Source organism: Candidatus Neomarinimicrobiota bacterium, assembly GCA_021734025.1.
Taxonomy (GTDB): Bacteria; Fidelibacterota; JAANXI01; order JAANXI01; family JAANXI01; genus JAANXI01.
This window is the reverse complement of sequence record JAIPJS010000015.1, coordinates 14,582-30,922: the sequence shown is the minus strand read 5'-3', so window position 1 is coordinate 30,922 and position 16,341 is coordinate 14,582. Positions and strand designations below refer to the sequence as shown.

At 51.2% G+C, this 16,341-nt stretch carries 16 protein-coding genes; 9 read left to right on the top strand and 7 right to left on the bottom strand.

Annotated elements, in window-relative coordinates; genetic code table 11:
* Positions 1–71: 71 nt before the first annotated feature.
* The 6 genes from thrC to K9N57_13905 form a co-directional block, all read right to left on the bottom strand.
* Positions 72–1,379, bottom strand: a complete 1,308-nt coding sequence (thrC, locus tag K9N57_13930; protein ID MCF7805280.1) for a threonine synthase — start codon at positions 1,377–1,379, stop codon at positions 72–74.
* Positions 1,379–2,308: a homoserine kinase gene (locus K9N57_13925; GenBank protein MCF7805279.1), complete on the bottom strand. Its 930-nt coding sequence runs from the start codon at positions 2,306–2,308 to the stop codon at positions 1,379–1,381. Before K9N57_13925 ends, thrC begins: the two co-directional genes overlap by 1 nt.
* A gap of 155 nt (positions 2,309–2,463) precedes the next feature.
* On the bottom strand, positions 2,464–3,549 hold the full coding sequence (asd, locus tag K9N57_13920; GenBank protein MCF7805278.1) for an aspartate-semialdehyde dehydrogenase: 1,086 nt from the start codon (positions 3,547–3,549) through the stop codon (positions 2,464–2,466).
* A gap of 291 nt (positions 3,550–3,840) precedes the next feature.
* Positions 3,841–6,297 carry a bifunctional aspartate kinase/homoserine dehydrogenase I gene (gene thrA / locus K9N57_13915; GenBank protein MCF7805277.1) on the bottom strand — a complete coding sequence of 819 codons (2,457 nt, stop codon included), beginning with the start codon at positions 6,295–6,297 and terminating at the stop codon, positions 3,841–3,843.
* 180 nt (positions 6,298–6,477) lie between these two features.
* A complete protein-coding gene (locus K9N57_13910; GenBank protein MCF7805276.1) occupies positions 6,478–6,780 on the bottom strand; it encodes a helix-hairpin-helix domain-containing protein in 303 nt (100 codons plus the stop codon).
* A 9-nt stretch (positions 6,781–6,789) separates the two neighbouring features.
* On the bottom strand, positions 6,790–7,242 hold the full coding sequence (locus K9N57_13905; GenBank protein MCF7805275.1) for an SRPBCC domain-containing protein: 453 nt from the start codon (positions 7,240–7,242) through the stop codon (positions 6,790–6,792).
* A gap of 445 nt (positions 7,243–7,687) precedes the next feature.
* Here K9N57_13905 and K9N57_13900 point away from each other — a divergent pair, with 445 nt between their 5' ends.
* The 5 genes from K9N57_13900 to K9N57_13880 all read left to right on the top strand — a co-directional run bounded on the left by K9N57_13900 (position 7,688) and on the right by K9N57_13880 (position 11,974).
* On the top strand, positions 7,688–7,855 hold the full coding sequence (locus K9N57_13900) for a hypothetical protein (GenBank protein ID MCF7805274.1): 168 nt from the start codon (positions 7,688–7,690) through the stop codon (positions 7,853–7,855).
* Positions 7,856–7,933: 78 nt separating this feature from the next.
* Positions 7,934–8,764 (top strand): hypothetical protein, encoded by an 831-nt coding sequence (locus K9N57_13895; protein MCF7805273.1) that lies wholly within the window; start codon positions 7,934–7,936, stop codon positions 8,762–8,764.
* Between the two features lie 349 nt (positions 8,765–9,113).
* Entirely contained in the window at positions 9,114–10,271 is a 1,158-nt protein-coding gene (locus K9N57_13890) for a Re/Si-specific NAD(P)(+) transhydrogenase subunit alpha (GenBank protein MCF7805272.1), read from the top strand.
* A gap of 2 nt (positions 10,272–10,273) precedes the next feature.
* Positions 10,274–10,561, top strand: a complete 288-nt coding sequence (locus K9N57_13885) for an NAD(P) transhydrogenase subunit alpha (GenBank protein MCF7805271.1) — start codon at positions 10,274–10,276, stop codon at positions 10,559–10,561.
* Positions 10,562–10,573: 12 nt separating this feature from the next.
* Positions 10,574–11,974, top strand: coding sequence for an NAD(P)(+) transhydrogenase (Re/Si-specific) subunit beta (locus tag K9N57_13880; GenBank protein ID MCF7805270.1), 1,401 nt, complete (start codon positions 10,574–10,576; stop codon positions 11,972–11,974).
* A 63-nt stretch (positions 11,975–12,037) separates the two neighbouring features.
* Here K9N57_13880 and K9N57_13875 read toward each other — a convergent pair whose 3' ends face one another.
* Positions 12,038–12,778 carry an SDR family NAD(P)-dependent oxidoreductase gene (locus K9N57_13875; GenBank protein ID MCF7805269.1) on the bottom strand — a complete coding sequence of 247 codons (741 nt, stop codon included), beginning with the start codon at positions 12,776–12,778 and terminating at the stop codon, positions 12,038–12,040.
* A gap of 65 nt (positions 12,779–12,843) precedes the next feature.
* On the opposite strand from K9N57_13875, the gene K9N57_13870 reads away from it, so the two are divergent.
* From K9N57_13870 to K9N57_13855, 4 genes are read left to right on the top strand one after another with little or no spacing between them, the layout of a single operon-like run.
* Complete coding sequence (locus K9N57_13870; GenBank protein ID MCF7805268.1) at positions 12,844–13,284, top strand: GNAT family N-acetyltransferase; 441 nt, start codon at positions 12,844–12,846, stop codon at positions 13,282–13,284.
* Between the two features lie 37 nt (positions 13,285–13,321).
* Positions 13,322–13,828, top strand: a complete 507-nt coding sequence (locus K9N57_13865; protein MCF7805267.1) for a DUF5668 domain-containing protein — start codon at positions 13,322–13,324, stop codon at positions 13,826–13,828.
* The gene (locus tag K9N57_13860; protein ID MCF7805266.1) at positions 13,825–14,580 is read left to right on the top strand and encodes a 3-oxoacyl-ACP reductase FabG; all 756 of its coding nucleotides are present in this window, start codon (positions 13,825–13,827) and stop codon (positions 14,578–14,580) included. The genes K9N57_13865 and K9N57_13860 overlap by 4 nt, the downstream gene beginning before the upstream one ends.
* The gene (locus K9N57_13855) at positions 14,580–16,334 is read left to right on the top strand and encodes a S8 family peptidase (protein MCF7805265.1); all 1,755 of its coding nucleotides are present in this window, start codon (positions 14,580–14,582) and stop codon (positions 16,332–16,334) included. Before K9N57_13860 ends, K9N57_13855 begins: the two co-directional genes overlap by 1 nt.
* The last annotated feature ends 7 nt before the right edge of the window (positions 16,335–16,341 follow it).

Here is a 16,341-nt window from a genome sequence, read left to right as displayed (position 1 = left end):
GGGAGCCTTTTGGGGCAGGTGTTCAAGTGTTCGGGTAAAAATAGTAAAAACTGTAGAGTAGCTCAGGAAGCCTAATTCAAGTCAGACATCAAAAATTCTCGCAAATCGTCCAGTGAAGCGGAAAGTGGGATGGATTTTTTCTCCTTCTCCAGTGCTTCCTGCAGACGAGCCGGGACAGGGATGTCCATCTCGATAAGCGGTTCGACAGTCTCCAGGAATTTTGCCGGATGAGCAGTTTCCAGGAACATCGCCGGACTCGATATACGTAGCGATTCCGTATAATTTTTTAGCGCCAGATATCCCACCGCACCGTGTGGATCCATCAGATAGCCGGTGGAGTTGTACACTCCCTGAATGGCTTGCCTGGTTTCATCATCAATGAAACGCATTCCAACGATATCATCGCGCATCTTTTCCGGATCGTGATCGTAAAGGTCCAGCATCCTGGCAAAATTACTGGGATTCCCTACGTCCATAGCATTGGAGATAGTTTCGACCGATGCTCTGGGATCGAAGCTCCCGGTATCCAGGTATGCCGGCACCACGTCGTTCACATTCGACGCTGCGATAAATCGATGCACCGGCAATCCCATGCGCTTTGCCAATAGCCCGGCAGTCAGATTACCGTAGTTTCCGCTGGGCACAGAAATCACCGGCTGGTCTCCCGGCTCACAGATTTGCGCATATCCATGGACATAATAAAAGGATTGTGGGATCAGCCGGGCGATATTGATGGAATTAGCCGAAGTTAATTCCAGAGATTCGTTCAGCGCCGGATCCACGAATGCCGCTTTGACCAGTCGCTGGCAGTCATCGAAATTTCCGTCGATCTCCAGGGCGGTGATATTCTGTCCGAGCGTCGTAAACTGCTGCTCCTGGATTTTACTGACTTTGCCGCCGGGATAGAGAATCACCACACGGATCCCCGGCACGCCGAGAAATCCATGTGCAACGGCACTCCCGGTATCGCCGCTGGTCGCTACCAGGATAGTTACTTCGGTGTCTTCGTTGCGAATAAACCACGACATGACCCGGGCCATGAACCGGGCGCCGAAATCTTTGAATGCCAGGGTCGGGCCATGAAACAGTTCAAGTGTATGAATATTATCGTGAATATGGACGACTGGCGCATCGAAATTCACGGCATCATTCACCAGAGAATGGAGAGCCTGGTCCGGGATTTCATCCTGGAAATATTCGGAAGCAATCCGGTAGGAAATATCCTGAAAACTGAGTGAACCCAGTTGCTGAAAAAAGTCCGGGGAGAGTTCCGGTACCGCAGCAGGCATGTAGAGACCGCCATCGCTGGGCATGCCTTCCAAAACGGCTGTGCGGAGGGAAACGGCGGTGTGTCGATTTTCAGTGCTGTAGAGTTGCATCAGTCGAGGATTCTCGGGCCTTCCTGATTAATGGGGGAGACGTAAATCTCGCTCTCGATGTCGTTTTTCCCGCAGGCCTCCTGCATCGCTTTTCCGGCATTTGAGGCTGTCTCTTCCGACGTACTCAGCGCGAAGAGCGACGGCCCTGATCCGGAGATGCTGCATCCAAGGGCGCCGGCATCGATGGCGGCCTGTTTGATTTCGTCAAATCCGGGAATCAGCAGGGAGCGCACCGGCTCGATAATCACGTCCCGCATTGATCGGCCCACCAGGGCAAAGTCTTCCAGGATGAGGCCGGTCATCAGCCCGGCTACGTTACCCCACTGGACGATGGCATCTTTGAGCAGTATATGCCGCTTCAGAATTTTACGGGCGTCATCGGTAAGCACTTCAATCTGGGGATGCAGGATAGAGCAATACAGCGTGTCCGGCGTTGGAATCCGAACCACGTCCAGCGGTTCGTAACTCCGGATCAGAACAAATCCTCCAAGCAGAGATGGTGCGGCATTGTCCGCATGTCCTGCACCGCAGGCGATGCGTTCGCCCTCCATGGCAAACGGAAGCAACTCTTCCGCTGTCAGGGGAGCGCCCAGTAACTGATTTGTGGCGTAGACGGCTGCCACGGAGCTCGCTGCGCTCGAACCCATACCACTTCCGAGCGGCATGCGCTTGACCAGATCAATCTCGAATCCCTGTTGGCTCTCGAGGTCCTCCAGCAGTTTGATCACGGCGATGCTGGCGGTGTTCTTCATCGGGTCGGTCGGGAGTTTGCCGCCATCACCTTCGATTTTATTCATGATGACCTGGTTTTTTCCGGTAGCACGGATCGTGACCTCATCGCCGGGTTCGTTCACGGCGAATCCCAGAATATCGAATCCTGCCGCCACATTGGCGACAGTTGCTGGAGCGAATACGCGTATGGATTCCATGTATTGCAGTGTTATAGTGTTCTAGTGTTCATGTGTTCGGGTAACAAAAGTGTTATCGTGTTATTGTGTTAGAGTTAACTAGTGTTCATGTTCATCAGAAAATTCTGCGGTTGTATACATGAAGACTTAAACACCCGAACACATTAACACTGCCCTTAATCTAAATACCCTTTTTTAACCAACATTTCAGCGGTCAGTACTGCGCCCCCGGCGGCCCCGCGAATGGTATTGTGGGAGAGGGCCACGAATTTGTAATCCAGGATCGGATCTTCCCGGAGTCGCCCCACGGCGATGCCCATGCCGTTCCCGATGTCCCGATCCAGCTTGGTCTGGGGGCGATCATCCTCGTTAAAATATGTCAGGAAAGGATCCGGGGCAGAGGGGAGGTCCAGCGCAGCGATGGGATTATCGTAAGATCGTATCGCCTCGATCAGTTCCTCCTGCTCCGCCGGTTTCCCGAACTTTATCTGGACAGCTGCAAGATGACCGTCCACCACCGGCACCCGTATGCAGGTTGCAGAAATAGCCGGCTTCTCAGCCATCTCCAGGCGTCCGTTGTTCAGGTTGCCCATAACCTTTAAAGGTTCCTGCTCCGATTTTTCTTCCTCGCCGCTAATGTACGGAATCACATTGTCCGTAATCTCCGGATACGTCTCGAAAGTCTTTCCCGCACCGGATATGGCCTGATACGTCGAAACGATCACCTGTTCGGGCTCGTATTCCTTCAGTGCCGCGAGTATCGGCACATATGACTGGATAGAGCAATTTGGCTTGGCGGTGATAAACCCCCTGCGCCAGCCGTGATTCTTGCGCTGGATATCGATGAGATCGGTGTGGCTGTGGTTCACCTCCGGAATAAAAATCGGCACGTCTTCCGTCCAACGATGCGCGGAATTGTTGGAGATAACCGGAGTCTCCGAAGCGGCATAGTCGGTTTCCAGTTTGCGTACCTGCGCTTTGTCCAGGCTCATGGCAGAGAAGACAAAAGCCACCTGAGCCGCGATCTTTTCCCTGTCAGCAACCGCATCGTACACTTCCAGTCCGGCAACATTCGCCGGGATTGGATCATTGTGAGTCCACCGATCGTCAACCGCTTCTGCATAGGTTTGCCCCGCCGAACGGGCGGAGGCTGCAACATTGACAATTTCAAACCACGGATGATCCGCCAGCAGTGTCACAAATCGCTGGCCAACCATTCCTGTGGCGCCGAGTATTCCAACCGGTATTTTTTTTTCATTCATTTTCGTATCCGTTTGTTCATAAAGTTGTGTATTTCAAATATCTCTCTCAGGATTTCCCAACCGTCCATCGGAAAATCCCAGGCCATACTATTTATTATATTTTACATCATAATCCCCAGGCTCAAACCCGGGGTGCTCCCCTCATCCTTCATCACAATTCTGTTCGCGCGAATGCTAAACGGGGTAAAATTGTGATTGAAACTGTTTACCGTTTTTATTTTCTTCGTGCACTCTTCGCGTCCTTTGCGGCTCATTTTTTTATCCTCGCAGTCTGCTTACTGCCGGTCGAAATTATTGTTTCTGTAATTTTGCCACCCGTACGATATCGGCAAACACGCCGGCGGCAGTGACTTCTGCGCCTGCGCCGGGACCTTTTACTACCAATGGTGTTTCATTATATCGCTCCGTGGTAAACGCCACGATATTATCGCCGCCGCCGATTGTGTAGAAGGGATGATCCTGAGCCACTTCCTGCAGGCCGATTTTGGCAGAGTTTCCGTCCAGAGATGCGATGTACCGGAGTACTTTCCCGGACTGTTGTGCCGTTTTAACGCGCTCGGTCATTGCGGAGTCCGCATCTTCCAGGGCCTCGAAAAACTCGTCGATCCCATCGACTTCAAAACTTTCATTCGGCAGAAAATCTTCAATGACCAATTCATCCATCTCTAGTTCGTATCCGGATTCCCTGGCCAGGATCAGCAGTTTCCTGGCGACGTCCATTCCATCGAGGTCATCCCTGGGATCCGGCTCGGTGTATCCCTTCTCTTTGGCATGGCGGACAATTTCGCTAAACGGCGTTTCGCCGTCGAATATATTAAAAATATAACTCAGCGTCCCGGAGAGTATTGCCTCGATCTTCAGGATCGAATCGCCGGTATCCCGCAGCTGTTCGATGGTCTGGATAATCGGCAGACTGGCTCCGGCGTTGGTTTCGTAGAGGAACGGCGTATCCAGCGTGTGGGACAATTGCTTCAGCCGGTGGTAGTATTCCAAGGTCCCTGAGGCAGCTTTCTTATTGGCTGCCACCACCGGAATCCGGTGTTCGATAAACTTGGGATACGTCTGCGCGACCTGCTCGCTCGCAGTACAGTCCACATAAATGCAGTTTGTGAGGTTGTATTTCCGTGAATTCTCAAACAGGATATCAATATCTGACGCCTGACTGGATTGCTCCAGCGTGTCCTGCCAGTTCTCCAGCGGAATGCCGTTGGGATCGAACAGCATCTTCCGGCTGTTGGCCAGCCCGGTCACCCGGATATCGAATTTCCAGGCGTCGCCCAGCGGATGCCGGTGATCCCGGATCTGCCGAAGCAGGGTGCCGCCAATGAGTCCGGTCCCCACCAGTATCACGTTGATTTTCCGGCGGAGCGATTCGAAAAAGGTGGAGTGAATCGCGTTGAGCGCCGTCGTCTCGTCTTCTTTGGAAATCACGGCAGAAATATTCAGCTCAGACGATCCCTGGGCAATGGCCACCACGTTCACATCATGTTTGCCGAGAATGCGAAACAGACTCCCGGCGATGCCCGGCGTATGGCGCATATTCTCCCCCACAGCGGCGATTATGCTGAGATCTTTTTCAACCACGACCCTGTCGATTTGGTTCACCTGCATTTCCAGAGAAAACTCATCCTCGATGACATCTTTGGCGCGATGTGCGTCGGACGGTGTCACCGCAAAACAGATGGTATGTTCCGACGAGGCCTGGGTGATGAGAATTATATTGATGTCCGCCCGGGCCAGCGCGCTGAACAATCGGGCGGAGATACCGGTGACACCCATCATTCCCGAGCCCTGAACCCGAAGAAGCGCAATGTCCTCTATCGAGGAAACACCACTTATCCGGTGCTGCGTCTCTTTTGCATCAGCGCTAATAACTGTGCCGTCAAAATCAGGCCTGAAGGTATTGCGAATTCGTATGGGGATATTCTTTTCGAACGCCGGCTGCATGGAGGACGGATGCACGACCTTTGCGCCAAAGTGGGACATCTCCATGGCCTCTTCGTAGGTCACGTGATCCAACGGAAATGCGTCCGGCACTTTTCGGGGATCGGCGGTCATAATACCGTTCACGTCCGTCCAGATTTCCACCTCGTCGGCATCCAGCGCCGCACCGAAAATCGATGCGGTGTAATCTGAGCCACTTCGGCCAAGTGTCGCAGTTTCATCTTTGGGGGTCCCGCCGATGAACCCGGTAATCACCTGGAGCGCAGTCCGGGATTCGAAGTATTCGCGGATCTTTCGGTTCGTGAGCTCGAAGTTTACCCTGGCCGCACCGAAGGTCTCGTCGGTTTTGATCATCTCGCGGGCGTCGGCAAATTCAGCATCCATGCCGCGATCTTTCATGGCCTCGCAGATGATAAATGTGGACATCCGCTCACCGAAACTCATGATAAAATCCAGTGTCCGCGCCGTCAGTTCCTGGATGAGCGTGAGGCCGTGGAGGACGTCCTCCAATTCGTTCAGGGTGGATTTCAAATGGGCGAAGACACTGCTCTGGTTTTTTGCACGGATCAGGGTCTTGGCGAACCGGAAAATCCGTTCTTCAAGTTCCTGCAGCTCCTCGGTATAGGCCTCGTCGCCCACCGAGCACATTTCACTCAGGCGAATCAGCTGATCCGTGACCCCGCCGAACGCCGAAAAGACAACGGCAATCGAATCATCCTTGTTTGCCTCATCAATGAGGCGAATCACGTTTTCCACCCGCTCGGTGGTACTAATGGATGACCCGCCGAATTTTATGACTTTCATACTGCTCACTTCACGGTTTCGAGTTTCTGCTCAATTCTGTCTGTTTGGGGGGAAACAGGCGTAAGATAAGGAATCTTCACCTGTTGAAAAACGCTTTCTGCGAATATTTGACTGTTTTTCTATACAATTCCGACGTTTTTGAAAAAAATGCCGGGAAGGAGGTGACCGTTCAACCAAAAGTCACCGGTTCAATAGTTGCTTCAGGGATCTATCTTTCCACACCCACCAACGCAATAAGTCCGGATCATGTTCTTCGGTGCTCGCAAAGTAGACGGCACATCGCAGTACATACAGCATGCACCGGTCGATCTCCCGTTGGTGAAAATCGCAGAGATTGTTATACAGGGTTTCCGGATCCGCACCGCGGAGATCCGTAACGTCGCGAACCCCGAGATTCCAGAGATCTTCCGAGATGGCTTCACCGACTCCCGGAATGTTTCGAAGGCGCTTCAGGACTTCATCCTTGGAAGGAATGGTGCCCATCGATTTTCCCTATCCGTTAATTTGCCACTCCAGGTTTTTAAACGACTTTTTCCAGGCGCTCTCGTACCATAGCCGGGCGTCGTCCCAATTCGGCGAACCCTTCCAACCGGAGTGGATGAGATGGACGTCGGTTGTCTCCGGTGAGTCAGGAACCGGCATAAAAAAGACGACGCAATGGGTTTTGGGATCGGCATCCGTCATAAACTCCTCAAATTGTGGAAAGCTGTTCCAGTTAAACGACAGAAATCGGCCGTGTTCAATGGCAGTGATAACACAGCCGTGGGAGCTGTTTTTTTCCGGATCATCTTTGTCCCAGTAGATGTGATACCGGCCGCCGACTTCCGGTTTCACGTCGGCCTTGGGCGCCAGCCAGCGCACAATGTGGCGGTTGACCGTAAACATCTCGAACGCCCGCTGCGGTTTGCACTGCAATTGCGATTTGATATGAATGACCTTGTCCATGAATGTGCCTCCGTTCCGGATATTGCGTATATAACTACATAAAATAACGATCTGCGAAAGGGCTTTCCAGAGAATAACGACAGTGTTACAGTAAAAGTGTGTTCAAGTGTTAGTGTGTTATCGTGCTACAGTGTTATGGTTGCACGTTTCCCTAATCATCCCGAAGGGAACTCTATGGGATAATCTTACTCTTAATTGTGGTTTTTGTTAGATGTTTGTCGTTCGTTTTTTGTTGAGTTATTTCAGTGTCTTCGGTGTATTTCGGTGTTTAATCTGTTTTTTTAAATCAGTGGGTATCATCTTAGCCTGTGTTCCAGTGCAAGCGGACTGCATACTATTGTTTATTCAGCCTGGAGCTTCCCCGGAGAAAAGGGTAGTAAAATCCTCCTTTTCGTTTTATACTAATTATCTGTAACCGAATTAAAACTCAAGACAAGGATAGGCCATGAAAAAACTTTTATTTTTACCGGTTGTCCTGGCGCTGATTTTCATGGGCTGTAAAGATAAACGGCTCTCTGAGAACGAAATGCCCTGGTACGACGGCACTTTTGCCGAGGCACAGGAAAATGCCGGAAGCCAGCAGATCATGATCTTCTTTAAGACCGAGTGGTGAAGCTGGTGTAAGCGGCTGGATGCCGAAGCGTTCCACGATGAGAATGTCATCGAATTTACATCCGAACACTTTGTACCAATGAAGATTGACGCCGAAAAGGGCAATGGCGTGAATCTGGCGAAGCAGTTTAATGTCAGAGGATATCCGACTACGGTATTCGTCAATAGGTCCGGAGAAGAAGTTGACCGGATTGTTGGGTACCTGCCTATTAAACGCTGGCTGGAAGAGATTCAGCGGATTAATCAGGGTAAGAATACCTACCAATCTCTGGAAGAACAGGTTGATCAGAATCCGGAAGATTCGGACTTGCTGATCCGTTTTGCCGAAAAAGTGGAGCAGCGGAACCGTACGAGTGAGCGAATTCCGGAATTGTGGCAAAGGATTCGAAGTCTAACCGAAGAAGGATCGGAGCAGTACATCCGCGCTGAGTTTAAGATTGCACAATATCAGGCGATGGCTACTGGGAAGCCAAGCCCGCTACAAGGATTCATCGATGCATATCCCGAAGCGCCCCAACAGATGGATGCATATAACACGTTGTTAAGCCTCCACCGTAATGCCGGTAATATTGAACAGGAAATCGAAACATTTCAGGCAATGGTCAAAACGGCGCGGGCGCAAGGGGAAGTTACTCCCAGCCTGCTGAACGGATATGCCTGGCGGATGGCGGAACTGGATACCAACCTGAAAGATGCTTTGGCTAAAGCGGAACAGGCCGTGGAGATGACGAAATCTGCGGATCCGCAGACACGGGCTCAAATCCTGGATACCCAGGCCGAAGTGCTCTGGAAACTAGGCCAAACTGCGCAAGCAGTGAAAATTATAAACAAATGTATCGAGCTCCAGCCGGATGATGAATATTTTAAAAAGCAAAAGAATAAATTTATGGGAGAGTCCTCAGGTGTTTAAAGTGAATACCGAACAGGTATTTTTAGCGGTCGGTAAAGGGCGACTATACCAAAATCCATAGAATTCAAACTTTAGAAAAACCACAGGAGCCGTCCTGTGGTTTTTCAATTTTAATACCCAAATGACGTAATCTTCGTGAAATTGAAAAAAAGCGAGAAAAACCGGTTCCGGCAAATATTGAATTCTTATCTACTTAGATATGTCCATTGACAACATATACACGGCATTATAGATTGCATAATCGAATGAATGAGATTATGGTATACGGTTTGCAAAACGAACCTTATACTTCAGGAGATAGTGGGAGAAACAGAGTGGTATTAAGATCGTCAAGGGAAAGGAGTAGCGTGTGAAAATTGGGATTCCCAGGGAGATAATTGCCGGTGAAAATCGGGTGGCACTTATTCCCGGCAATATTCAGGACCTGGCGAGTGAAGATTTCCAGGTTGTAGTAGAAAATGATGCGGGGAAGGCATCCGGTTTTTCCGATGAGGATTACACAGAGGCCGGCGCAAGTATTGCCGACAGCCCAGCACAGATTTATGGTGAGAGCGATTTGGTGATCAAGGTGAACACCTTATCGCAGAATAAAGATATCGGCAAGCACGAAGCGGAAATGCTGGGGGAGAACACAGCAGTCATCGGGATGCTGGATCCGCTGCATAACACCGATGTTATCCGCAAGCTGGCAAACAACAAAGTGACCGCATTTTCCATGGAGTTTTTGCCCCGGATTACGCGGGCACAGAACATGGATATTTTGAGCTCCATGAGTACGGTGGCCGGTTATAAGGCCGGGTTGATGGCAGCAGAATCATTACCGAAGTTCTTTCCGCTGCTGATGACGGCTGCCGGGACTATTCCGCCGGCTAATGCACTGATCATCGGTGCCGGTGTAGCAGGATTACAAGCTATCGCGACATGTAAACGACTCGGAGCCAAGGTGGCGGCCTTTGATACGCGCCCTGCGGTGAAGGAGCAGGTGGAGAGCCTCGGCGCCCGGTTTATCGAGATGGAACTGCCGGAGGACGCCGAAACCGAAGGCGGATACGCCAAGGAAATAACGGAAGAATTTTACCAGAAGGAATTGGAAGCCATCGGAAAGCAGGCCAAGCGGATGGACGTAATCATCACGACAGCGCTCATCTTTGGAAAGAAAGCGCCGATACTGGTCACCGAGGATATGCTGAAATCTATGGCAAATGGATCGGTCGTTATTGACCTCGCCGGGATAAACGGTGGAAATTGTGAAGCCGGAGAGCCTGGGGAAACGGTGGAAAAGTATGGTGTGACAATTCATACACCGCTGAATCTGCCGTCGGAACTGCCGCAGCACGCCAGCCAGATGTTTTCCAAAAACATCAGCAATTTCCTGGATGTGCTCTACAAGGAAGATTCCAGGGAGTTCAACTTTGACGACCAGATCGTGAGCGATACGTGCATGACCGACGGAGGGGACATTCGCAACGAGATGGTTCGCAACGCCGTAAATGAGGAGGGAGAATAAGCATGACAGGGACATTACTCGTCGCGCTTTATATATTTGTGCTGGCGATTTTTACCGGGTTCGAAGTGATTACCAAGGTACCGCCGCTGTTACACACACCGTTAATGTCCGGCGCCAATGCCATCTCCGGGATCACCCTGGTTGGTGCGGTGATCAGCGCCGGAATGGAAGCCGGGCCGATGACCACCATCCTCGGAACCGCTGCCGTGGTGTTTGCCACGATTAATGTGATTGGTGGATTCCTGGTGACCGATCGGATGTTGGAAATGTTTAAAAAAGATAAAAAGTAAGGCGGGAGTGTAATGGATCAACTAACGACACAGGAACTAGTTACGAAGCTGCTGTATCTGCTCTCGATTGTATTTTTCATCTTTGGGTTGAAAGACCTGGGATCGCCAAAGACTGCCCGCCGCGGTAACCTGTTTGCCTCGCTCGGTATGCTCATCGCCGTGGTGGTGACGCTGTTCCATCAGGATATCATTAGCTACACCTGGATCATCGTAGGGTTGGTTGGTGGTGGACTCCTTGGTGGTGTGGCTGCCCGAACCGTCAAGATGACCGATATGCCACAGATGGTAGCGATATTCAACGGATTTGGCGGTGGCGCATCCACGCTGGTGGCACTGGCTGAGTATTACCATCTGATGGATGAGTCTGCGCTGGTTGCCGGTGGCCAGACGGAGATCACTATCGCGATCAGTATAATTATTGGTACTATCACTTTCTTTGGAAGCGTGGTGGCGTTTACCAAGCTCCAGGGATTAGTCCGGGGCGCCCCAATCGTGTTTCCGTTCCATAACGGGATGAACGGGCTGTTTATTCTGGCGACAGTGGTGATTGCCGTACTGGGCGTTATCACGCCAATGAATCCCATCTATTTTTACATTGTATTAGCCATGATGGCCCTGCTTGGTGTTACCATGGTCATTCCTATTGGTGGCGCTGATATGCCGGTGGTCATCTCGCTGTTGAACTCGTTCTCGGGGCTGGCGGCGTCCGCAACCGGTTTCGTGCTGATGAACGAAGTGCTTATCGTCAGCGGCGCGCTGGTCGGCGCAGCGGGACTGATTCTGACCTTCCTGATGTGCGACGCCATGAACCGGTCGCTGTACAACGTGCTGTTCGGCGCTGTCGGAACAGACGGGGGCGGTGGCGGCGGCCCGCAGGATAAGAATGTCACCGCATATACAGCCACTGATGCTATGGTGCTGCTGGAAAATGCCAACAAGGTGATCATTGTACCGGGATACGGTTTGGCCGTTGCTCAGGCACAGCATGTTCTCCAGGAGATGGTAGAGCTATTGCAGGAGACAGGTGTGAAGGTGATGTTCGGGATTCACCCCGTCGCAGGGCGGATGCCTGGGCATATGAACGTGCTCCTGGCCGAGGCGAATACACCGTATGATCTGCTCATGGATCTGGATGAAATCAACGATGAGTTTCAGAGCGCAGATGTGGCCCTGGTTGTCGGCGCCAACGATGTAACCAATCCGGCGGCGCGGACGGAAACCGAGAGTCCCATCTATGGTATGCCGATTCTGAATGTGGATCAGGCTGAACGCGTAATGATCATCAAGCGGAGTCTCAGTCCCGGATTCGCCGGAGTGGACAATCCGCTCTTTTATGAAGACAAAACTATGATGCTGTTCGGCGACGCCAAGAAGATGGTGACAAATATCGTGAGCCTGCTGAAGGAAGCATAACTCTGATATAAGTCAGGGGATTTAGTAAACGCTCGTCCGGGAATACCGGGCGGGCGTTTTGTTTTATTCAATATTCAGTTTTGCCAGCCACGTCCGCGGGGCAATACGCGCAAGTACGGGGACGAGTTTAACTATAAATCCGTATATCGAAAACGACCGACTGCGTTTCAGATCCTGCATTGCTTTCGTGACCACATCCTGGGCTGTGGCGTTGATTAATTGTGGCCGATCTTTACTGCCGGCGACTGATTGAAATTCGGTGTCAACGGGACCCGGGCAGACCGCAGTCACGGTGATACCGCGTTCATGAAGTTCTGCGCCAAGGGCAGTGGAAAAGTTAATAATGAACGCCTTTGTAGAGGAATACGTTGCAAAATTCCCCATCGGAAGAAAACCAGCTGATGAGGCTACCTGAATAATCCGATCACCGGCGTCCATATATTCCAGCCCCAGGTAGGTGAGGTGTACCAGGGCGCGGATATTCAAGTCGATCATATCCAGCTGAGGTGCTAATGGAATGTCGGAAAATCTGCCGCGTTTACCGAATCCTGCGTTGTTCACCAGAAGTCTGAGGTGAGGTTGGTTTTCCGCCAGTCCATCGCCCAAATATTGAAGGCACTCCGGCTCTCTCAGATCCAGTGGAAAAACTTTCGCTGCGGTTTTCAGTCCGGAGGCAAGCTCGTGCAAACGGTCCTTTCGCCGGGCAACGAGCCAAATTTCATCCAGCGAAAAATCGGAATCAATCTGCCGGGCAAATTCCCAGCCGAGTCCCGATGAAGCGCCTGTCACGAGTGCAATGTTCATGAATACTCCCAATGTAAAGTTGTCTTGTCGTTACTTTCAATTTCATCTACATTTATACCACACCAATGGATAGGAATAAACTTACCACCAGTATCGTCGAGACACAAAAAGAACTGCAGCGTGCGATGGAGATCAGGGAGGAAGTGTTTATCAGAGGACAGGATGTCCCGGTTGATCTGGAGCGTGACGGACGCGGTGAGGAATCAACACACTTTTTGCTGCACCTGAACGATTCAACCATCGGTACCGGACGATTTCGTCCGCTGAGTGATGACACCGTTAAGTTTGAACGAATGGCGGTCCTGGAACCTCACAGGAACAAAGGGTACGGAACCCGGTTGCTGGATGCTATGATCGACTATGCACGTCGTCAGGGTTTTGCTGAAATTACACTGAATGCACAAATTGATGCCGTGAAGTATTACGAGCGGGCAGGGTTTCAGGAAGTTGGTCAAGTCTTTATGGAAGCCGGCATCCGGCACCAAAAAATGGTTTACAGCCTGTGAATTCTATAAACCAGTACCTTGAAAACGGAAAGGAGAGATGATGGTGGAAAAAAATAGGAATATCACCATTGGAATTCTGCTGGTAATACTTGGCACGTTGTTTTTACTCAACAATTTGAATGTCATCCACGTCCACAAATGGTGGCCGATTGTTCTACTGGGTCTTGGTGTCTCCTTTTTCCTTGGATGGGTGGTTGACCGCCGGCAAACCGGTCTGCTCCTGCCCGGATCTATCCTGGTGATATTAGGATGCCAGTTCTGGTTTCTGCACGCGAGCTGGCCTATCTATGTGTTGGCCCCGGCGGTGGGATTCTGGCTGATGTATCTCCTGGGAGAAAAGGACTCGGGGACATTAGTGCCGGCGTTTATCTTAACTGTGATTGCGCTGGTGTTCTGGTTCCGGGACTCCTTCCTGGCAGACTGGTGGCCGGTATTGTTCATCATACTGGGGGTGATTCTCCTGATCTGGCGCAGACCGGAGAAGTCTGAGGAAATCAAACCGGAAGATTTGGAATTTAAAGAACAGAAGGACACAGACGAATGATCGGATTTCAGGATAAGGTGGTATTGGTCACCGGCGGCAGCCGGGGCATCGGGCGCGCTATCTCCGAAATGTTTGCGCAATACGGAGCCAGGGTAGCCGTGAATTATCGTATGCGGAGTAAGGAAGCGGAAGAAACCGTTAATGCGATATCCACTAATGGAAAAACCGCCCGGGCTTTTCAGTGTGACGTTCGCTCATTTGATGAGGTGGAGTCAATGGTGGAAACGGTGATAGAACATTTTGGGCAGATTGACATTGTGGTCAACAATGCCGGCATCTGGACGGAAAGCTTTCTGCGGGATATGACGCCTGAGGTCTGGCAGGAGACCATGGATGTCAACCTGACCGGGACCTATAATGTTTGTAAGGCTGTCCACAAATATCTTGATGGTGACCGGGGTGATAATATTATCAATATTTCGTCCACCGCCGGTCAACGGGGCGAAGCGCATTATTCCCATTACGGCGCATCCAAGGGCGGTATCATCGCATTCACGAAAGGGCTCTCCTCGGAGTTGGCTTCCAGGGGAGTCCGGGTCAACTGCGTGGCACCTGGCTGGGTGGATACCGAAATGGCCGCACCGGCATACGTGGATGGAGGGCTGGAACGCATTAGCGGAAATATTCCACTGGGGCGGGTCGGCAAACCGGAGGAAATTGCGGCGTCAGTGCTATTTTTAGCATCTGATGCAGCATCTTATATCACCGGTGAAATCCTGAACGTGAACGGAGGGAGTGTATTGTGCGGGTGATGTTTACCCAAACTTTCATACTAATTCGTTGGTTTGTTCTTAGCGCACTTCTCGTTTTTGGGGCATACCTCCAGGCCGGACAGTATATTACCCCCAAAGAGCATCCCGTAATTCAGAAAACGCTGAAACAGTATCTGACTCATTACTCTGCCGATGAAGTCGTGAAAATATGGGTCTACTTTACCGACAAAGGATTTCAGACCCAACAGGGTTTTTCCAAAGCGTTGGCTCAAGCCAGAGAAAGCATCAGCGCTCGTGCACAAGAGCGTCGGCAACAGCGGGGAAACATAACCCGGTGGATGCTATATGATGACATCCCTGTCCACACCGAATACATCGAGAAAATCCTTCGTCAGCCAGGGGTGCAGATACACCGGGCTACAAGCCGGTGGTTCAATGGTATTAGCGTAGAGGTTGAGGCTGGCGCTGTTTCGAATTTGTCAAATTATCCGTTTGTCCGATCCGTGGAACTAATGCGAACCAGGACACGGAGAGTACTAGAGATGTCCAACGTACCGGAACGGGGTTTCAGAAAACCGTCAACCATTCCTTCAGTGAGGGAGTACGGTTTAAGCGAGGGACAATTAGAACAAATCAATGTACCGACAGCCCACGCAACCGGATATTCCGGAGAGGGCGTCATCGTCCTGATGATCGATACCGGATACAATACGGATCACCAGGTGTTCCGGGGAAATCGCATTCTGGCCGAACACGATTTTATACAGGATGACGACACGACGAAAAATCAGCCCGGCGATCATCCGGCGCAGCACAATCACGGGACGGCTACGGCATCCATCCTTGGCGCCGCAGTTGATAGCTTGCTATATGGACCGGCGTACAAATGTAAATTCTTATTAGCTAAGACGGAAATCTACGATCAAGAAATTCAGGTGGAGGAGGACTATTATGTTGAGGCGCTGGAATGGGGCGAACGCCTGGGCGCCGATGTGGCCTCTTCATCGCTGGGATATTATGATTGGTACGAATTTTCCGACATGGACGGGAATACGGCAGTCACTACCAGAGCGGTTGAAAAAGCTATCCGTCTGGGAGTCACCGTGGTCACGGCCGCCGGGAACGCGAACGATAATTCCTGGGGACATATCATTGCGCCGGCGGATGCGGATTCGGTTATAACCGTGGGAGCCGTGGATTCCAAGGGGATGGTGGCCGGATTCAGCTCCCGGGGGCCCACCTATGACGGCCGCATTAAACCAGAAGTCGTTGCCCAGGGGGTCGGGACAATCTTTGCTAAAGGGACTAATGATTCAACTTATAGCTCATCGAGCGGCACTTCCTTGAGTACACCACTAGTGGCGGGAGTCGCCGCGTTGCTTCTGGAAGGGCATCCGAACTGGTCGCCGGTGCAAGTCCGTGACGCTCTCATGATGACTGCGGGTAATTTTGATATGCCGAATAACGATATCGGATGGGGATTGGTGAATGCTGTGGAAGCGCTTTGTTACGGGATGAAAATGGATTCCGGCGCCGTCGTTTCACATGCATATCCGAATCCGTTTAACGGGTATGCATTCGTCGAGTACACCATCCCGGAGGACGTGGAGTTCAATGAGGTTTCGTTTGAAGTGTTCAATCTGCGGGGACAGCATATGGAGATCCAGCAAAATCGATGCAACCAATGTTTTTTTCTCTGGAAACCTGAGGCAAATGTCCCTTCGGGTATGTACTTTTACAAAATTACAGCGGGAGGGGTGACCAAAACCGGAAAATTTACCTATGTGCGATAAGACACAG

Excerpts from the sequence above, each read along its gene's own strand:
- K9N57_13880 (MCF7805270.1), top strand. The coding sequence starts at position 10,574 with ATGGATCAACTAACGACACAGGAACTAGTTACGAAGCTGCTGTATCTG.
- K9N57_13875 (MCF7805269.1), bottom strand. The coding sequence starts at position 12,778 with ATGAACATTGCACTCGTGACAGGCGCTTCATCGGGACTCGGCTGGGAA.
- asd (MCF7805278.1), bottom strand. The coding sequence starts at position 3,549 with ATGAATGAAAAAAAAATACCGGTTGGAATACTCGGCGCCACAGGAATG.
- K9N57_13860 (MCF7805266.1), top strand. The coding sequence starts at position 13,825 with ATGATCGGATTTCAGGATAAGGTGGTATTGGTCACCGGCGGCAGCCGG.
- K9N57_13885 (MCF7805271.1), top strand. The coding sequence starts at position 10,274 with ATGACAGGGACATTACTCGTCGCGCTTTATATATTTGTGCTGGCGATT.
- K9N57_13895 (MCF7805273.1), top strand. The coding sequence starts at position 7,934 with ATGAAGATTGACGCCGAAAAGGGCAATGGCGTGAATCTGGCGAAGCAG.
- thrC (MCF7805280.1), bottom strand. The coding sequence starts at position 1,379 with ATGCAACTCTACAGCACTGAAAATCGACACACCGCCGTTTCCCTCCGC.
- K9N57_13865 (MCF7805267.1), top strand. The coding sequence starts at position 13,322 with ATGATGGTGGAAAAAAATAGGAATATCACCATTGGAATTCTGCTGGTA.
- K9N57_13900 (MCF7805274.1), top strand. The coding sequence starts at position 7,688 with ATGAAAAAACTTTTATTTTTACCGGTTGTCCTGGCGCTGATTTTCATG.
- K9N57_13870 (MCF7805268.1), top strand. The coding sequence starts at position 12,844 with ATGGATAGGAATAAACTTACCACCAGTATCGTCGAGACACAAAAAGAA.
- thrA (MCF7805277.1), bottom strand. The coding sequence starts at position 6,297 with ATGAAAGTCATAAAATTCGGCGGGTCATCCATTAGTACCACCGAGCGG.
- K9N57_13910 (MCF7805276.1), bottom strand. The coding sequence starts at position 6,780 with ATGGGCACCATTCCTTCCAAGGATGAAGTCCTGAAGCGCCTTCGAAAC.
- K9N57_13855 (MCF7805265.1), top strand. The coding sequence starts at position 14,580 with ATGTTTACCCAAACTTTCATACTAATTCGTTGGTTTGTTCTTAGCGCA.
- K9N57_13925 (MCF7805279.1), bottom strand. The coding sequence starts at position 2,308 with ATGGAATCCATACGCGTATTCGCTCCAGCAACTGTCGCCAATGTGGCG.
- K9N57_13905 (MCF7805275.1), bottom strand. The coding sequence starts at position 7,242 with ATGGACAAGGTCATTCATATCAAATCGCAATTGCAGTGCAAACCGCAG.